Consider the following 14,653-nt stretch of genomic DNA (forward strand, 5'->3'; position numbering starts at 1 on the left):
TTCCACTACACTATCCCCGGTTTGCCTTCGCCCCGCGTCGGCAGAATCCAACAAGTCACCCATCTCCGTCTGGAGCGAATCCATGAGCAGCATCGAAGAACGCGTCAAGAAAATCGTCGTCGAACAACTCGGCGTGAAGGAAGAAGAAGTCACCACCAGCGCATCGTTCGTCGATGACCTGGGCGCCGACTCGCTGGACACCGTTGAACTGGTGATGGCGCTGGAAGAAGAGTTCGAATGCGAGATTCCGGACGAGGAAGCCGAGAAGATCACTTCGGTGCAGCAGGCCATCGACTACGTCAAGGCGCACGTCAAGGCGTAAGTCGGGCGATCGCAGCAAACCGTGTCGGGGCCGCGCATGCGGCCCCGCGCGTATCCGGCCCCCCATGCGCCCGCGTAGGGCGCGGCCGCCAAGAGTCATGAGGAATCCGATATGAGCCAGCGTCGTCGCGTCGTCGTCACCGGCATGGGCCTGGTGTCCCCCCTGGGCAATGACATGGCCACCAGCTGGGACGGCATCGTCAACGGGCGTTCGGGCCTGGGCCCGATCACCACCTTCGATACCGAGGGCTACAGTACGAAGATCGCGGGCGAGATCCGCGGTTTCGATCCCACGTCCTTCGTTCCGCCGAAGGATGTGAAGAAGATGGACTCGTTCATCCACTACGGCCTGGCCGCATCGCTGATGGCGATGGACGACGCCGGGCTGGAAGTGACCGAAGCCAATGCCGAGCGCATCGGCGCGATCATCGGCGCCGGCATCGGCGGCATCCTCGGCATCGAGGAAACCGCGGTGAAGCTGCACGAAGGCGGCCCGCGCAAGATTTCCCCGTTCTACATCCCCAGCACCATCATCAACATGCTGCCGGGCCACCTCAGCATCATGAAGGGGTTGAAGGGCCCGGGCTATTCGGCGGTCTCCGCCTGCGCCACCTCCAACCATTCCATCGGCATCGCCATGCGCACCATCCAGTACGGCGATGCCGACGTGATGGTCGCCGGCGGTGCCGAGCGCGGCTCGTCCCCGACCTCGGTGGGCGGCTTCTGCGCGATGAAGGCCATGTCCACCCGCAACGACGATCCGACCCGGGCGTCGCGTCCGTGGGACAAGGATCGCGATGGCTTCGTGCTGGGCGACGGTGCCGGCATCCTGGTGCTGGAGGAGTACGAACACGCCAGGGCACGCGGTGCGCGCATCTACTGCGAGCTGGCCGGCTTCGGTGCCTCGCAGGATGCGTTCCACATGACCGCGCCCAGCGAGAACGGCGAAGGTCCGTCGCGCTGCATGCTGTCGGCGTTGAAGGACGCCGGACTGAATGCGGACCAGGTCGAATACCTCAACGCGCACGGCACCTCCACGCCGCTGGGCGACCTGGCCGAGACGCTGGCGATGAAGCGCGCGCTGGGCGACCACGCGTACAAGATCATGGTCAGCTCCACGAAGTCGATGACCGGCCACCTGCTGGGTGCGGCGGGCGGCGCGGAAGCCATCTTCTCCGTGCTGGCCATCCATCACGGCATCATCCCGCCGACCATCAACCTGGACGAGCCGGGCGAAGGCTGCGATCTCGACTACGTGCCCAACACCGCCCGCGATAAGAAGATCGATGTCGCGGTGTCGAACGGTTTCGGTTTCGGCGGCACCAACGGCACGCTGGTGTTCAAGCGGATCTGATGACTCTCGCTTCTCCCTTCGGGAGAAGGTGGCGCGTAGCGCCGGATGAGGGTACGGCGGAACCATCGACCGTTGAACCGTCGCCTTTTCTCCGTACCCTCACCCCAACCCCCCTCCCGATGGGAGAGGGGCCAGGACCACGATGATCGAAACCCGCGCACTTCCCGCCACCATCGACCTGCTGGCCCTGCATCGCCTCGATCCGCAGCGCTATCCGGTCCTGCTGGAATCAGTGGCGTCCGGCACCGCGCAGGGGCGGTGGGATTTCCTGCTGGTCGCGGATGGCAACGGGTTGCAACTGGCGGCCGATGGCATCACCCGCACCCTGCAGGGCGAGGTGGAAGCCGGCGATTTCCTCACCGTGCTCGACCGCCATTGGCAGGCGCAGCGCACGCCGCGCGAGGAGCCGCGCTGGCCGTTCCGTGGCGGCTGGGCGTTGCTGCTGGCATACGAACTGGCGCAGCAGGTCGAACCCGTCCTCCACCTGCCGCAGGCACCTGCGAAGCAGCCTGTCGCGCTCGCGTTGCGCTGTCCCGCCGCCGTCCTGCGCGACCGCAGTGCCGGCGACTGCGTGGTGGTGGCCGAAGCGGGGCAGGGCACGTTGATCGCCCGCACGCTGGAGGACATCGTCGCGGCCACCGGCTTGCCCGCGCTACCCGCGTGGCAGCCGCCGTCCCGCATCGACGAAGACGCGCCCTCGGCCTTCACCGACGGCGTGCAGCGCATCCTCGAGTACCTGCGCGCCGGCGACATCTTCCAGGTCAACCTCTCGCGGGCGTGGCAGGCGCGTTTCGATGCGCCGCTGGATCCGGCAACGCTTTACGCCCGGCTGCGCACCGCCAATCCCGCGCCGTTCGCCGGCCTGTTCGCCACGCCGCACTGGACGGTCGTCAGCTCCTCGCCGGAACGCCTCGTGTCGGTGCGTGGCGACGTGGTCGAAACCCGGCCCATCGCGGGCACGCGCCCGCGTTTCGAAGGCGACGATGATGCGGCACGCATCCGCGAACTCGTCGGCCACCCGAAGGAACGCGCCGAGCACGTGATGCTGATCGACCTCGAGCGCAACGACCTGGGCCGCGTCTGCACGCCCGGCAGCGTGCAGGTGGACGAACTGATGACGGTGGAAAGCTACGCGCACGTGCACCACATCGTCAGCAACGTGCGCGGCCACCTCCGCGACGACGCCACGCCCGGCGACGTCATCCGCGCCACGTTCCCCGGCGGCACCATCACCGGCTGCCCCAAGGTGCGCTGCATGCAGATCATCGCCGAGCTGGAACAGGTGCCGCGCGGCGCCTACACCGGCGCGTTCGGCTGGCTCAACCGCGATGGCGACCTGGACCTGAACATCCTGATCCGCAGCGCCGAAGTCGTCGCCGATGGCAGCGGCAGCGTGGCCCGGTTCCGCACCGGCGCCGGCATCGTGGCCGATTCGGTCCCGGACAGGGAGCTGGACGAAACCCGCGCCAAGGCCCGCGGGGTGCTGCGGGCGCTGGAAGGCTGACCGCGCGCCTACAGCCTGAGACGGCGACCGGGTATCCTGCACGGCCTGCTTCATACCCCGAGGATTGCGTGGCGTCAGCACTCAAGCGCGGTTGCCGCTTCATCGTCATTGCCTTCGCCCTGCTGCTGCTCCTGGCGGCGGGGGCGGCGTTCTGGCTGTGGCAGGGCCATCGCGGTTTCGCGGACGCGCCGATCGGCGGCGTGGCGGCCGACACCACCGTCGAGGTGGCGCGTGGCGATGCCTTCCCGACCGTCTTGCGCAAGTTGCGCGAAAAAGGGGTTTCCCACGGCACCGACCTGCAGTGGCGGTTGCTGGCCCGCCGGACCGATACGGCCAGCCAGCTCAAGGTGGGCGAGTACGCGCTGGATCCGTCCCTGACTCCGCGCGAACTGCTGCAGCGCATGCGCGAAGGCCGCACGCTGCAATACCGTTTCACCATCGTCGAAGGCTGGAACATCCGCCAGCTCCGCGCCGCGCTGCGCAACGCCACGCCGCTGCAGCAGAAGACGGCGCAGATGAGCGATGCCGAACTGATGGCGGCGCTCGGCCATGCCGGACAGCATCCGGAAGGCCGCTTCCTGCCCGAGACCTATGTCTACACCCGCAGCGAATCCGACCTCGAAGTGCTCAAGCGCGCCTATGCCGCGATGGAGAAGGCGCTGGCCGCGGCATGGGACGCCCGTGCGCAGGACATCCCCCTGCAGTCGGCGGAAGAGGCACTGATCCTGGCGTCGATCATCGAGAAGGAAACCGGCATCGCCGAAGAGCGTCCGGCCATCGCCGGCGTCTTCGCGCGCCGGTTGAAGATCGGCATGCCGTTGCAGACCGATCCCACCGTCATCTACGGCATCGGCAGCAGTTACGACGGCAACATCCGCCGCCGCGACCTGACCACCGATACGCCGTACAACACGTACACGCGTCGCGGCCTGACGCCGACGCCCATCGCCATGCCGGGTGTCGACGCATTGAAGGCGGCGGTGAATCCTGCCGAGGGCACCACGCTGTACTTCGTCGCGGTCGGCGATGGCAGCGGACGCCACATCTTTTCGACCACGCTCGCCGAGCACAACGCGGCGGTGGCGCGCTACCTGGTGACGCGCCGCGAAACCCTCCGCAAGGCGGAAGCGCCATGAGCGAGGCCCTGCTGTCGCAGCCGCGGCTGATCACGCTGGAAGGCGGCGAGGGTGCAGGCAAGACCAGCGCCATCGCCGCGATCCGCGACCGACTGCAGGCCGCCGGCCATGACGTGGTGCTGACGCGCGAACCGGGTGGAACGCCACTGGCCGAGCGGATCCGCGAGCTGCTGCTGGGAGCGCAGGACGAGCCGCTTGCGGCTGAGACCGAACTGCTGCTGATGTTCGCCTCGCGCGCGCAACACGTGCGCCAGATCGTGCGTCCGGCGCTGCGGCGCGGTGCGTTCGTCATCAGCGACCGCTTCACCGATTCGAGCTACGCCTACCAGGGCGCTGGACGAGGCCTGGATCCGGAGTGGATCGCTGCGCTGGAACGTCGTGCCGTCGGCCTGAAGCCGGGCCTGACCCTGCTGCTCGACCTCGACGTGCGCGAAGGTCGCGCGCGGACGGCGGGCCGCGACCTGTGGCCGGACCGCATCGAAAGCGAGCAGGATGATTTCTTCGAACGGGTGCGCGCCGGCTTCCGGGCGCGCGCAGTGGCCGAACCGCACCGTTTCCGCGTGATCGATGCCGCACAGCCGCCCGCCGGCGTCGGCGCTGCCGTCGAGGCCGCCATCGGTGCCTACCTGCGCACGCTGACCGACAGCGATCTGGCATGAGCGTCGCGTTCTCGCCCTGGCAGCAGCGCGCCTACGACCACGCCGTCGCGGCGTTGGCGTCCGGTCGCCTTGGCCATGGGTTGCTGGTGTGCGGCCCGGCGGGTCTGGGCAAGCGCGCCGTGCTGGACCGCCTGGCGCGACGCGTCCTGGCCCAGCAGCGGGACGCGGACGGCGAGCCCGCGCCGGGCGACCGCAGCACCCGCCTGATCGACGCGGGCACGCATCCCGACCTGCACATCGTCTCGTTCGTCGCCACGAAGGATGGCAGCAAGCTGCGCACCGAGATCGTCATCGACCAGATCCGCGAGGTGTCGCAGAAGCTGGCGCTCACGCCCCAGTACGGCGGTGCGCAGGTAGCGCTTATCGATCCGGCCGATGCCATCAACCGGTCGGCGTGCAACGCGCTGCTGAAGACGCTGGAAGAGCCCGCCCCGAACCGCTACCTCTGGCTGGTCAGCGCACAGCCCGCACGCCTGCCGGCGACCATCCGCAGCCGCTGCCAGCGCATCGAGTTCCGCCTGCCGCCCCGCGACGAGGCATTGGCCTGGCTGCAGGCACAGGGCCATGCGCCTGCAGACGTCGTTCGCGCCCTGGACGCGGCACGCGGCCACCCCGGTCTTGCCGACGATTGGCTGCGCCACGATGGCCTGGCGCTGCGCGAAGCGGTGGCACGTGATTTGCAGCGGCTGGAGAGGGGCGAGATCGGCGTGGTGGAGACCGCGCAGCGCTGGGCCAACGACGAGCTGGCCGATGCGCGACTGCGCCATGCGGCGGATCTCGCGCTGGAACAGGCGGGCACCGTCGGCTTGACCGATCCTGCCCGATTGAACAAGCTGGCCACCTGGTTCGACGCCGCCAACCGCACCCGTGATCTCCTGCGGACCACGGTGCGCGGCGATCTTGCCATGGTGGAACTGCTGCTGGCCTGGGCCGGTGGCGATCGCGGACGCGCTGTCGGGGCGCGCCGCTGACCGAAACACGGAGACGTCGATGAATGCAGCAGGTGGACGGCAGGGCATCCTGTCACTGGCAGTGAAGGACAAGGCCGCGCTGTACAACGCCTACATGCCGTTCGTGAAGGGCGGCGGGATCTTCGTGCCCACGCCCAAGCGCTACTTCCTCGGTGACGAGGTGTTCCTGCTGCTGACCCTGCCCGAATCCAGTGATCGCCTGCCGGTGGCCGGCAAGGTGGTCTGGGTGACGCCCGTCGGCGCGCAGGGCAACCGCGCTTCCGGCATCGGCGTGCAATTCGCCGAGAACAGCGAAGGCGAAGCCATCAAGAACCGCATCGAAACGATGCTGGCCGGCAGCCTTAACGGCGAGAAGCCCACCCATACGATGTGATGCGCAGGCGGGCTGCATGCTCGCCCTTCCTGTGCACTCTCTCCTGCGTCAGGCCCGCGCGCGCCGCAGGTAGCGGATCGCGGCCCGTTCCCATTGCCGGGGTCCGCTCGCATGGCGGGCGGCGCGCTGGAGTGCGCCGTCCTCCCAGCCCGCGAATACGCGCGGATCCACGTAGTTCTTCTCGCAGATGCGCGGCGTGTTCCCCAGCAGGTCGGCGGCGCCACGCAGCACGGCCATCCTGACCTGTGCGCGCTGCACATCGTCGCCGGGCGTGGGCGGGTCCTGCATCGCCAACGCGCGGAATGCGAACAGCGTCGCGCCCAGGGTACGGAAGTCCTTGGCGGTGTAGTGGCCCTGCAACTGCGCCTGCAGATAGTCGTTCACATCCCCGGAGGTGATGCGATGGACACGGCCTTCCTCGCGGTATTGGAACAGCGCCTGTCCCGGCAGTTGCCGGCACTGCCGTACGAGCCTCACCAGCCGCGCATCGGACACGCGTGATTCGAGGGGCTTACCGCCTTTGCCACGGAACGCGAACCGCACATGGCCTGCGGCGATGAACTGCGCATGCGCATTGCGCAGCGTGGTAAGTCCATACGAACCGTTTTCCCGTGCATAGCTCGCGTTGCCGACGCGGAGCAGCGTGTGGCCGAGCAGGGCGACCACCAGCGCGACCACTTTCCGCCGCGGCAGCCCAGGCAGGGACAGGTCGGCACGGACCTGACGGCGCAGGCGAGGCAGGGCGTCGGCGAATGCGATCAGTCGGTCGTACTTGCGGGCGCCGCGTTCGGCCTGCCATGCCGTGTGGTAGCGGTACTGCTTGCGTCCGCGCGCGTCACGACCGGTCGCCTGCAGGTGGCCTCGCGCATCCGGGCAGATCCACACGTCGGTATAGGCAGGTGGAATGGCCAGTTGGCGGATGCGCGCGAGTGTGGCGTCGTCGCTCACGGGACGCCCACGCGGATCCACGTACGCGAACCCGCGCCCGCGGCGTTGCCGGCGCAGGCCGGGCATGGCATCCGAGGTATAGCGCAGTCCGGCCAAGCGGGGTCAGAACTCGTCCACGTACTCGAGTACCAGCCCATACTGCTCGCCGATGTCGTCCGCAGTGGCGCGTACGCGGTCGGCATGCGACGACGTGGCTTCCACTTCGACGGCATGCACGTCGTCGCCGGGCATGCCGTCCGAAAGGCCGGCGGAACTGGAATCATCGTCGTCCATGTGCGGCATCAGGTCGGCGAGTTCCTCCACCCGCTCGACACCGTCCACGCCATGCAAGGCGGCCAGCAGGGCATCGAAGCCGGTGCGCGGGCCCGTCGCCCGCAATCTGATCATGGTCATGGTGGTCCTCGTTGCGGGGCGCATGTGTGTTGCCGGCGAACTTAGGGGCGGCGAAGTCACGTCTCCGTGAAGTCCGGCGAGGCAGCGCATGATGCGTTCAGGATGCGGTGGCGCGAGCGAACCCGCGCAGGGTCTCGCCTGATCCGCGCTCCCGTCGCACGGCATGCTCAGCGGCCGTGCGGCCCGGATGTCGTCGTCGAGACCGCGGACAGTGTGGTACCGCCATTGAGCCACCTGGCGATCACCGTGTGCCGCACGAGCAGTTGGTAGCTCGCGAACGACAGCAGGAACGTGGCGGCCAGCGACGCCGCGAACTCGAGCGTCCAGTGCCACGGCACGTCCAGTAGCCGGTACTGGATGGCCAGAAGCACGGGCAGATGGATCAGGTAGACCCAGTACGCGCTGTCGGCGAGCCAGCGCAGGGCGGTGCTGCGCGAATCCAGCCATCGCTTGGACGCCAGCAGGCACCAGAGCGTCATCCAGCTTCCCACACATGCTTCCAGCAGCGCGCGCACGCCGTGTACCCAGGCAGAGGCGTGTTCGGTCTCGAAGCCGTCGGTCCATCGAAAAAGCCAGGCGTAGGCGGCGAGCGCGCCGGCCAACAGGAACGACGAAAGGGGACGAAGGCGATCGAGCAGCCCGTCATGGCGGCACAGTTGGTAGCCGAACGCGAAATACAGCCCGAAGAACACCAGCGCCCACAGCGCGGGCACGAAAAATTCCGGCGCCGGCCATGGTGCGCCGACCATCATCAGTGCCGGTGCCGTCAGCACAGGGCCCGCCACGACCCAGGAGAGTGCAGGCATCCCGAAAAGCCGGGTGCCGATGCGTCCAAGGCCAAGGGCCGAGGCGACCCAGACCAGCAGCGTGAACAGCATCAGATAGAACAGGAACCACAGGTGCGCCCACCCCGGCATCGCGGGCATGGCGCCGTGCTGATCGATGAAGGCACGGATCCATGCCAGTGCCGGCGGTGGATTCGACGCCGTTTCAGCGGCGTGTTGCGTCAGCCGGGTCATGCCGGCGAGGAGGGGAGGCGTCAGCACGAGCAACGGCAGCAGGATGCGCCTGCATCGATGGCGGAACAACGCCGCCATCGAGCCGCGTGTCACCAGCCGTGCCGAAAAGTAGCCTGCGATGGCGAAGAACAGCGGCATGCGGAACAGGTGCACGAACCACGCGACTGCGTCGACGACCGACGAATTCCCCCGATCCGCGGCCGGCCATACCGGATGCATGAGCGGGCTGTAGGCCAGCGCTGCATGGAAGACCACGCCGGCCAGCATCGCCAGCGCGCGCAGGTTGTCCATGGCGTGGAGGCGATCCCCGGGCGGCATGGTGGCGCTGCTCAGAGGAACGAGGTCTTGCGCGCGTGCACCCAGCCGGCGATGAGGATGGCGATGCCGATCGCCGCCAGTTCGGCGCCGATCAGTCCCAGCACCTGCGCACTCCAGACGATGGCATCGCCGCGCAGGTGCTCGCGAATTCCGGGCATCGAGGTGACCCAGTAGAGAAAGGGGCCGATCAGCGTCATCAGTGCCAGCATCGCGAAGACGTTCCAGCCTTCGGAATCCACCGCGATCACCATGCACAGCGAGAGGCAGAAATTGGCCAGCATGAACAACGCCACGACGACCAGCCACGGCACCATGCCGTCCGGGCGGGGCGTGGTCAGTACCAGCGCCAGCAGGCCGCCGCCGACCAGCAGGAACGGCACCAGGTAGATGACCAGGTTGGCCAGCAACTTGCCCCAGAACACGTCCATGGGCGTCACGGGCAGGCTCATGACGAAGGGTTGGGTCTGCTGCTTGCGTTCGAGCATCACCGAAGACTGGATGGCGTAGGAACCCACCACGAGCAGTAGCACCAGCAACAGCAGCGCGCCCGCCGAGGCCAGCAGCGGCGTGCCCATGCCCACCAGCCCCAGCGCCAGCAACAGGCCGGCGACGAAACCGGCGAGTTGCTTCTGGTAGACCTGCCAGTCCTTGACGATCAGCTTGCGGACCATCGCGCCATCGGATGCGAGCCAGTTCATGCTTTGTTCCCTCCGCGGACGGTGGTGACGAAAATGTCTTCCAGCGCCATCGGCTCGACTGATTCGATGTGGAGACCGATGGCCTGCAGTGCGGGCAGCGTGGTGGCGTCGAAGGCGCCGGTCTTCACTTCCAGCAGGGGCGCGCTGTCGCGGATCGAGGCGATGCCGGGCAGCCGCCTGAGCGCGTCGGTCGAAGCGCCACGGCAAAGGATCCGCCGCCAGCCGTCGAGGAAGGACTCCTTGTCGCGCGACGCGACCACGCGGCCGCCATGCAGGAAGGTGATCGAATCGGCGATCTGTTCGATGTCGGCAGTGTTGTGCGACGAAAACAGGATCGAGCGTTCCTCGTCGCGCAACACATCGGCCAGTGCGTCCAGCACCTCGCCGCGCGCGACCGGGTCCAGTCCCGTGGTCGGTTCGTCCAGCAACAGCAGGCGTGGATGGCGGGCGAAGAGCAGCATCAGCAATGCCTTCACGCGCTGTCCGTGCGAGAACCCGGCGAGCGCCTGGTGCGGCCGCAGGTCGAAGCGCTTCAGCAGATCCTGCGCATAGGCTTCGTCCCACGCGGGATAGACGCTGCGGACGAAGTCCATGTGCCAGCGCAGGCTTTGCCCGCGGTAAAGGCGCATGTCGTCGGAGGCGTAGCCGACTTCCTGCTTCACCGCGACTTGGGCGTGTGGCATGGGCTGGCCGAGCACGTCGACCTTGCCGCCATCGGCCCGCACGAGGCCCATCAACAACCGCAACAGCGTCGACTTGCCGGCGCCGTTGACGCCGACCAGGCCCATGACCTGGCCCGTGGGAAGCGCGAGGTCGATATCGCGCAGCGCGAAGTCGTCGTACCGCTTGTGCACGCCTTCGAGTGCGATGGCGAGTGTCATCGTGGCTTCCTTCCGTCGGGATCGATGAGGGGTTTGTCGGGTTCGTCGGACAGGGCCTGTTCGACGCGATCGAGGACCTGCCGGCGGTCGAGGCCGAGTTTCCTGGCCGCCTCGAGCAGGCCGGCGAGTTGCGACTGGAATTCCTGGGCGGCGAGCATCTGCGTGGCGTCGAGACTCTCGGCCACGAACGAGCCTTTGCCCTGCCGCGTCACGATGACGCCAGACCGTTCCAGTTCCAGGTAGGCCCGCTTGACCGTGATCACGCTGACCCTGCTGCCCGCTGCCAGCTCGCGGATGGACGGAAGCGGCGCGCCGGCCTTCCATTCGCCGGCCATGACCTTGGCGACCACCTGCGCGATGATCTGCTCGTACATCGGCGTGATCGAATGGGGAGACAACAGCAGGTCCGTATCCATTCAACCCCCGTGCGCGTGAGGCACGCTGCGTGGCGATGCAGCGGTGGCGAGGGAAGCACCCCTATCGGTTTCGCGAGCCAAGCGTAGAAGTCCCAAGTCGGCATCTGTGTATAGTGAGTATACACAGTAGTTCATTGCCGTCAATGCATCGCTCGCCGGCGGATCGCTGCCCGCGGCCGACGTGCTGCGGCGTGGACCGGGTGGGGTGGGTGCGACCCGGCTGATGCACAATGCGACCCCCTGCCGGACCCGGACGCACCATGGACCTCGAGACCCTCCTGACCGCTGCATTGCGTGAAGCCGGCTATGGTCAGGACGCCATCGGTTCGGCCATGCCGAGGATCCTGCGCATCCTGGAAGCCGAAGACGTGCGCATCGAGGTCGGTCGCGCGCTGTCGCGGAAGGAGCGCGAGTACGTGCGTCTCCAGCTCGAACTCGGACTCAGCGTGCGGGAAGTGGCTGCCGGGCTGAAGAAGTAAAGCGGCGCCATGCCTGGCCCTGCGCCGCGCTCCGGGCGGCGTGTTCGCCCCCCCGACATCGACGGACTGTCGCCCGGCACGCTGCAGTTGCCGCCCGGCGCATGGCCGACGGTACTGGATTGCCTGTGCGAACGTTTTCCCGCCATTCCACGCGTGCAATGGATCGAGCGGATGGCGCGCGGACGCGTGGTGGATGGCGACGGGAACCCGGTGACCCCATCCCGCTCCTATCGTGTGGGGCTGGACATCCACTACTACCGCGAAGTCGCCGAGGAGCCCGTCATTCCGTTCGAGGAAGTCATCCTGCACCTGGATGACGACCTGCTCGTCGCGGACAAGCCGCACTTCCTCCCCGTCGTGCCCGCGGGCCGGCACGCCCGCGAAACGCTGCTGGCGCGCCTGGTCCGCCGCACCGGCAATCCCGCACTGGTGCCACTGCATCGGATCGATCGCGAGACCGCGGGGGTGGTGATGTTCTCCACCCGGCCGGAAAGCCGCGCGCGTTACCAGGCGCTGTTCCGCGAGCGAAGGATCGAGAAGCGCTATCAGGCGATCGCGCCGGCGCTACCGCACCTCGTGTTCCCCTGCATCCGCACCAGCCGGATCGTCGCCGGCGAACCGTTCTTCCGCGTGCAGGAAGTCCAAGGGGTGGCTAACAGCGAAACACGCATCGATGTCATCGCGCGCGGCGGCAATCGCTGGCGCTACGCGCTGACGCCGGTCACTGGCCGCAAGCATCAGCTGCGCGTGCACATGGCCGCACTCGGCGCGCCGATCGCTGGCGATACGTTATATCCCTCAGTGCGCCATCGCGCTGTCGGCGACCATGCGGCGCCCTTGCAACTGCTGGCCGAGCGGCTTGCGTTCATGGATCCGCTCCTCGGGATCGAGCGCTGTTTCACCAGCGGCTTTGCGCTTGACGCGTGAGCACCATCGTCACGGGCCCGCGGCGCTTGCGCGCTTGCTGCCCAGCCAAGGCAGGGCGAACAGCCAAAGCCCGGTGATCAACTGCAGGAACAACGGCGGCAGGGGCGAGTACGTCACCCACGCCGGTGGTTCGCCCATCATCGCCGCCCGCCAGGCGAAGTTGAGCACGACAGTCAGGGTGAACACGATGGATAGCCCGCGATGGCTCTGGCGGGAAAGACGCGCGATGCTCACGGCATCTCCTTGTGCTGGCGTTCAATCATCTTCCAGCCGTTGCCGGAAGGATCGCGGAAGCCCGCATCGACCTGGCCGTAGCGGCTGATGGGCGCCTGGATGAACTCTACGCCGTTCGCGCTCAGGGCTTCGTAGGTGGCCTTGCAGTCCTTCACTGTCAGCACCAGCGGCGGCATCGCGCCCTTGGCGACCAGGCTGTCCAGCGCGGCGGTGGTGACGGCGTCGTGCAGGGGCGGGCCTGGCATGAACAGACCGAGTTGCACCGAGGGCTGTTCGGGATGCTGCACCGTCAGCCAGCGATAGTCGCCGTTGCGTACGTCCGCCTGCACGCGGAAGCCGAGCTTTTCCACGTAAAACGCGAGCGCCTCGTCCTGGTCGCGGACGTACACGCCGATCACATCGATGCCCTGGATCATGGGACCTCCTTCGTTGGGGGCGCCACCGTAGCTGCGACGGCCTGCCTGCGCTTCTCCAAAACTGCGGTCTTCAGGTCAGGACGTTCGGCCGCACGCAGCACGCACTCGGGGATGGCGCCGGCCAGGGTCGCGGATGCGCGTGCGCGCTGGCGACACTCGCGCGGGCTTTCACCGGTGATGTCGCGGAAGATGCGGCCGAAGGTGCCGATGCTGGTCCAGCCGGTCTTCAGGGCGATGTCTATGACCGGTGCGTCGGTATCGCGCAGCAGGGATGCCGCGCGTTCGATGCGCCGCGTCAGCAGGTAGCGGTGCGGCGGCAGGCCGAAGGCCTGCTTGAACGAACGCGCGAAGTGCGCGGGCGAAATGGCGCTGACCTCCGCCAGCCGCTCGACCGCCCACGCCTGGTCGGGGAAGGCATCCATCCGGTCCTTGGCGCGCAACAGCCGGCGCAGCAGTTCTGGGCTCTGGGTGATGGGCAATAGGCTACTGGAGGTGATCACGAGGAGAGGGTGGCCGGGCGTGATGGCTGCGCATAGTCTGCCCCCTCGTTGTCGCTTGGAGCGGTCGCTGGTCGCCATAATGGGCACCGCCGCAGGGCGCGGCCGTGATGGAGATTCTGCATGATCCGCTGCACGATCCTCTTGTTCGCAGGGCTGCTGACGATGGCGGTGTCGACGGCCCGCGCAGCGCCGCCCGCGGCCGCGTCTCATCCTCCGGCGACTCCGCTGGAACACCTCCCCGCCCTGAAGGGCGACTACTTCCCGCTGACCGATCCGGGTTCCGGTCGCGTGCACCACGTCTACGTCCGCTATCCCGAGAGCTATGACGCCCGATCGGCCACGCGCTACCCGGTGGTGTACGTGCTGGACGGCGACAGCCTGTTTCCGCTGCTGGCGCCGACGCATCTGTTCCTGCATTACGACGAGCGATTGCCCGAAGCGATCATCGTCGGCATCGCCTACGGTGGCTTCGACCCGGCTATCAACAAGCGCCACGTCGATTTCACGGCGCCGGGCAGCGATCCCACCGCAGAGCAGGGCGGAGCGCCGGGCTATCTCGCGTTCCTGCGCGCGCACCTGGTGCCCGAAGTCGAGCGTCGCTATGCCGCCGACCCGGCGCGGCGCGTGCTGGTGGGACAGTCGCGCGCCGGTTACTTCGTGCTGTGGTCCGCATTACAGGATCCGGACCTGTTCTGGGGACGAATCGCCAGCAATCCCTCACCCGGGCCGGCGCGTGAAGCGCTGTTTGTCGCAGCGCGCCCGCACACGCGCGCTGACCTGCGCGTGGCAGTCGCCAGCGGCACGCGCGATACGGCCGAGCGCCAGCGCATCGCGCGCGACTGGACCACGCACTGGTCCATAGCGTCGATGGGTGCACCATGGCGGGTGACCCTGCTGACGATCCAGGACGGCACCCATGCGGCGACGATCGGCGAAACCTACCGGCGCGCGATGCTGTGGCTGTTCCGCGAAGACATCCCCACGTCGTGACCGCGGTGCCCCGGCGTGGCGCAGCGCGTCATTCCTGCGCACAGCGGTCGCGATTCGGATGCATCGCCGGGGCGCGATCCGTAACCGGCTTCACAGAACCGCGCCGATCGTCGGAA

19 protein-coding genes are annotated in these 14,653 nt (G+C 67.8%); 10 read left to right on the forward strand and 9 right to left on the reverse strand.

Annotated elements, in window-relative coordinates; genetic code table 11:
* Positions 1-82 precede the first annotated feature (82 nt).
* The 7 genes from acpP (at position 83) to CYU89_RS08270 (ending at position 6,318) form a co-directional block, all read left to right on the forward strand.
* On the forward strand, positions 83-322 hold the full coding sequence (gene acpP, locus CYU89_RS08240) for an acyl carrier protein (protein WP_014161144.1): 240 nt from the start codon (positions 83-85) through the stop codon (positions 320-322).
* 111 nt (positions 323-433) lie between these two features.
* Positions 434-1,675, forward strand: a complete 1,242-nt coding sequence (fabF, locus tag CYU89_RS08245; protein ID WP_296280128.1) for a beta-ketoacyl-ACP synthase II — start codon at positions 434-436, stop codon at positions 1,673-1,675.
* A 142-nt stretch (positions 1,676-1,817) separates the two neighbouring features.
* Positions 1,818-3,179, forward strand: coding sequence for an aminodeoxychorismate synthase component I (locus tag CYU89_RS08250; RefSeq protein ID WP_296280129.1), 1,362 nt, complete (start codon positions 1,818-1,820; stop codon positions 3,177-3,179).
* 101 nt (positions 3,180-3,280) lie between these two features.
* Positions 3,281-4,315: an endolytic transglycosylase MltG gene (mltG, locus tag CYU89_RS08255; protein ID WP_296280252.1), complete on the forward strand. Its 1,035-nt coding sequence runs from the start codon at positions 3,281-3,283 to the stop codon at positions 4,313-4,315.
* Complete coding sequence (gene tmk / locus CYU89_RS08260; protein WP_296280130.1) at positions 4,312-4,974, forward strand: dTMP kinase; 663 nt, start codon at positions 4,312-4,314, stop codon at positions 4,972-4,974. Before mltG ends, tmk begins: the two co-directional genes overlap by 4 nt.
* Positions 4,971-5,945: a DNA polymerase III subunit delta' gene (locus CYU89_RS08265; RefSeq protein WP_296280131.1), complete on the forward strand. Its 975-nt coding sequence runs from the start codon at positions 4,971-4,973 to the stop codon at positions 5,943-5,945. Before tmk ends, CYU89_RS08265 begins: the two co-directional genes overlap by 4 nt.
* Positions 5,946-5,964: 19 nt before the next feature.
* Positions 5,965-6,318 carry a PilZ domain-containing protein gene (locus CYU89_RS08270; RefSeq protein WP_296280132.1) on the forward strand — a complete coding sequence of 118 codons (354 nt, stop codon included), beginning with the start codon at positions 5,965-5,967 and terminating at the stop codon, positions 6,316-6,318.
* 48 nt (positions 6,319-6,366) lie between these two features.
* On the opposite strand, the gene CYU89_RS08275 is transcribed toward CYU89_RS08270, so the two are convergent.
* From CYU89_RS08275 to CYU89_RS08300, 6 genes are all read right to left on the reverse strand, one after another.
* A complete protein-coding gene (locus CYU89_RS08275) occupies positions 6,367-7,332 on the reverse strand; it encodes a DNA topoisomerase IB (RefSeq protein WP_343125248.1) in 966 nt (321 codons plus the stop codon).
* A gap of 36 nt (positions 7,333-7,368) precedes the next feature.
* Positions 7,369-7,659 carry a hypothetical protein gene (locus CYU89_RS08280; protein WP_296280134.1) on the reverse strand — a complete coding sequence of 97 codons (291 nt, stop codon included), beginning with the start codon at positions 7,657-7,659 and terminating at the stop codon, positions 7,369-7,371.
* Positions 7,660-7,826: 167 nt separating this feature from the next.
* Positions 7,827-8,969: an acyltransferase family protein gene (locus tag CYU89_RS08285; protein ID WP_296280135.1), complete on the reverse strand. Its 1,143-nt coding sequence runs from the start codon at positions 8,967-8,969 to the stop codon at positions 7,827-7,829.
* Between the two features lie 38 nt (positions 8,970-9,007).
* Complete coding sequence (locus CYU89_RS08290) at positions 9,008-9,694, reverse strand: ABC-2 transporter permease (RefSeq protein WP_296280136.1); 687 nt, start codon at positions 9,692-9,694, stop codon at positions 9,008-9,010.
* Positions 9,691-10,575, reverse strand: coding sequence for an ABC transporter ATP-binding protein (locus CYU89_RS08295; RefSeq protein ID WP_296280137.1), 885 nt, complete (start codon positions 10,573-10,575; stop codon positions 9,691-9,693). Before CYU89_RS08295 ends, CYU89_RS08290 begins: the two co-directional genes overlap by 4 nt.
* The gene (locus CYU89_RS08300) at positions 10,572-10,991 is read right to left on the reverse strand and encodes a GntR family transcriptional regulator (protein ID WP_296280138.1); all 420 of its coding nucleotides are present in this window, start codon (positions 10,989-10,991) and stop codon (positions 10,572-10,574) included. The genes CYU89_RS08295 and CYU89_RS08300 overlap by 4 nt, the downstream gene beginning before the upstream one ends.
* A 260-nt stretch (positions 10,992-11,251) precedes the next feature.
* Between CYU89_RS08300 and CYU89_RS08305 the strand changes: the two genes are divergently transcribed.
* Together CYU89_RS08305 and CYU89_RS08310 are read left to right on the forward strand one after the other, a co-directional pair.
* Positions 11,252-11,470 carry a polyprenyl synthetase gene (locus CYU89_RS08305; RefSeq protein ID WP_296280139.1) on the forward strand — a complete coding sequence of 73 codons (219 nt, stop codon included), beginning with the start codon at positions 11,252-11,254 and terminating at the stop codon, positions 11,468-11,470.
* A 66-nt stretch (positions 11,471-11,536) separates the two neighbouring features.
* A complete protein-coding gene (locus tag CYU89_RS08310) occupies positions 11,537-12,397 on the forward strand; it encodes a pseudouridine synthase (RefSeq protein WP_296280253.1) in 861 nt (286 codons plus the stop codon).
* Positions 12,398-12,406: 9 nt separating this feature from the next.
* Here the strand turns inward: CYU89_RS08310 and CYU89_RS08315 are convergent, their stop codons facing one another.
* The 3 genes from CYU89_RS08315 to CYU89_RS08325 are packed head-to-tail and all read right to left on the reverse strand — an operon-like array spanning position 12,407 to position 13,520.
* Positions 12,407-12,631, reverse strand: coding sequence for a hypothetical protein (locus CYU89_RS08315; protein WP_296280140.1), 225 nt, complete (start codon positions 12,629-12,631; stop codon positions 12,407-12,409).
* Positions 12,628-13,047 (reverse strand): VOC family protein, encoded by a 420-nt coding sequence (locus CYU89_RS08320; RefSeq protein ID WP_296280141.1) that lies wholly within the window; start codon positions 13,045-13,047, stop codon positions 12,628-12,630. Before CYU89_RS08320 ends, CYU89_RS08315 begins: the two co-directional genes overlap by 4 nt.
* Positions 13,044-13,520 carry an AraC family transcriptional regulator gene (locus tag CYU89_RS08325; protein ID WP_296280254.1) on the reverse strand — a complete coding sequence of 159 codons (477 nt, stop codon included), beginning with the start codon at positions 13,518-13,520 and terminating at the stop codon, positions 13,044-13,046. Before CYU89_RS08325 ends, CYU89_RS08320 begins: the two co-directional genes overlap by 4 nt.
* Before the next feature lie 147 nt (positions 13,521-13,667).
* Here CYU89_RS08325 and CYU89_RS08330 point away from each other — a divergent pair, with 147 nt between their 5' ends.
* The gene (locus CYU89_RS08330; protein ID WP_296280142.1) at positions 13,668-14,537 is read left to right on the forward strand and encodes an alpha/beta hydrolase-fold protein; all 870 of its coding nucleotides are present in this window, start codon (positions 13,668-13,670) and stop codon (positions 14,535-14,537) included.
* The last annotated feature ends 116 nt before the right edge of the window (positions 14,538-14,653 follow it).

Origin of the sequence: Pseudoxanthomonas sp. (genome assembly GCF_002863005.1) — a bacterium.
In the GTDB taxonomy this organism is placed as follows: domain Bacteria; phylum Pseudomonadota; class Gammaproteobacteria; order Xanthomonadales; family Xanthomonadaceae; genus Pseudoxanthomonas_A.

What these genes read in the sequence shown, in the direction of transcription:
- CYU89_RS08305 (WP_296280139.1), top strand. Translation starts at nt 11,252, where the DNA reads ATGGACCTCGAGACCCTCCTGACCGCTGCATTGCGTGAAGCCGGCTAT.
- CYU89_RS08330 (WP_296280142.1), top strand. Translation starts at nt 13,668, where the DNA reads ATGATCCGCTGCACGATCCTCTTGTTCGCAGGGCTGCTGACGATGGCG.
- CYU89_RS08265 (WP_296280131.1), top strand. Translation starts at nt 4,971, where the DNA reads ATGAGCGTCGCGTTCTCGCCCTGGCAGCAGCGCGCCTACGACCACGCC.
- CYU89_RS08285 (WP_296280135.1), bottom strand. Translation starts at nt 8,969, where the DNA reads ATGGACAACCTGCGCGCGCTGGCGATGCTGGCCGGCGTGGTCTTCCAT.
- fabF (WP_296280128.1), top strand. Translation starts at nt 434, where the DNA reads ATGAGCCAGCGTCGTCGCGTCGTCGTCACCGGCATGGGCCTGGTGTCC.
- CYU89_RS08270 (WP_296280132.1), top strand. Translation starts at nt 5,965, where the DNA reads ATGAATGCAGCAGGTGGACGGCAGGGCATCCTGTCACTGGCAGTGAAG.
- CYU89_RS08295 (WP_296280137.1), bottom strand. Translation starts at nt 10,575, where the DNA reads ATGACACTCGCCATCGCACTCGAAGGCGTGCACAAGCGGTACGACGAC.
- CYU89_RS08290 (WP_296280136.1), bottom strand. Translation starts at nt 9,694, where the DNA reads ATGAACTGGCTCGCATCCGATGGCGCGATGGTCCGCAAGCTGATCGTC.
- CYU89_RS08300 (WP_296280138.1), bottom strand. Translation starts at nt 10,991, where the DNA reads ATGGATACGGACCTGCTGTTGTCTCCCCATTCGATCACGCCGATGTAC.
- CYU89_RS08275 (WP_343125248.1), bottom strand. Translation starts at nt 7,332, where the DNA reads ATGCCCGGCCTGCGCCGGCAACGCCGCGGGCGCGGGTTCGCGTACGTG.
- tmk (WP_296280130.1), top strand. Translation starts at nt 4,312, where the DNA reads ATGAGCGAGGCCCTGCTGTCGCAGCCGCGGCTGATCACGCTGGAAGGC.
- CYU89_RS08320 (WP_296280141.1), bottom strand. Translation starts at nt 13,047, where the DNA reads ATGATCCAGGGCATCGATGTGATCGGCGTGTACGTCCGCGACCAGGAC.
- CYU89_RS08280 (WP_296280134.1), bottom strand. Translation starts at nt 7,659, where the DNA reads ATGACCATGATCAGATTGCGGGCGACGGGCCCGCGCACCGGCTTCGAT.
- acpP (WP_014161144.1), top strand. Translation starts at nt 83, where the DNA reads ATGAGCAGCATCGAAGAACGCGTCAAGAAAATCGTCGTCGAACAACTC.
- CYU89_RS08250 (WP_296280129.1), top strand. Translation starts at nt 1,818, where the DNA reads ATGATCGAAACCCGCGCACTTCCCGCCACCATCGACCTGCTGGCCCTG.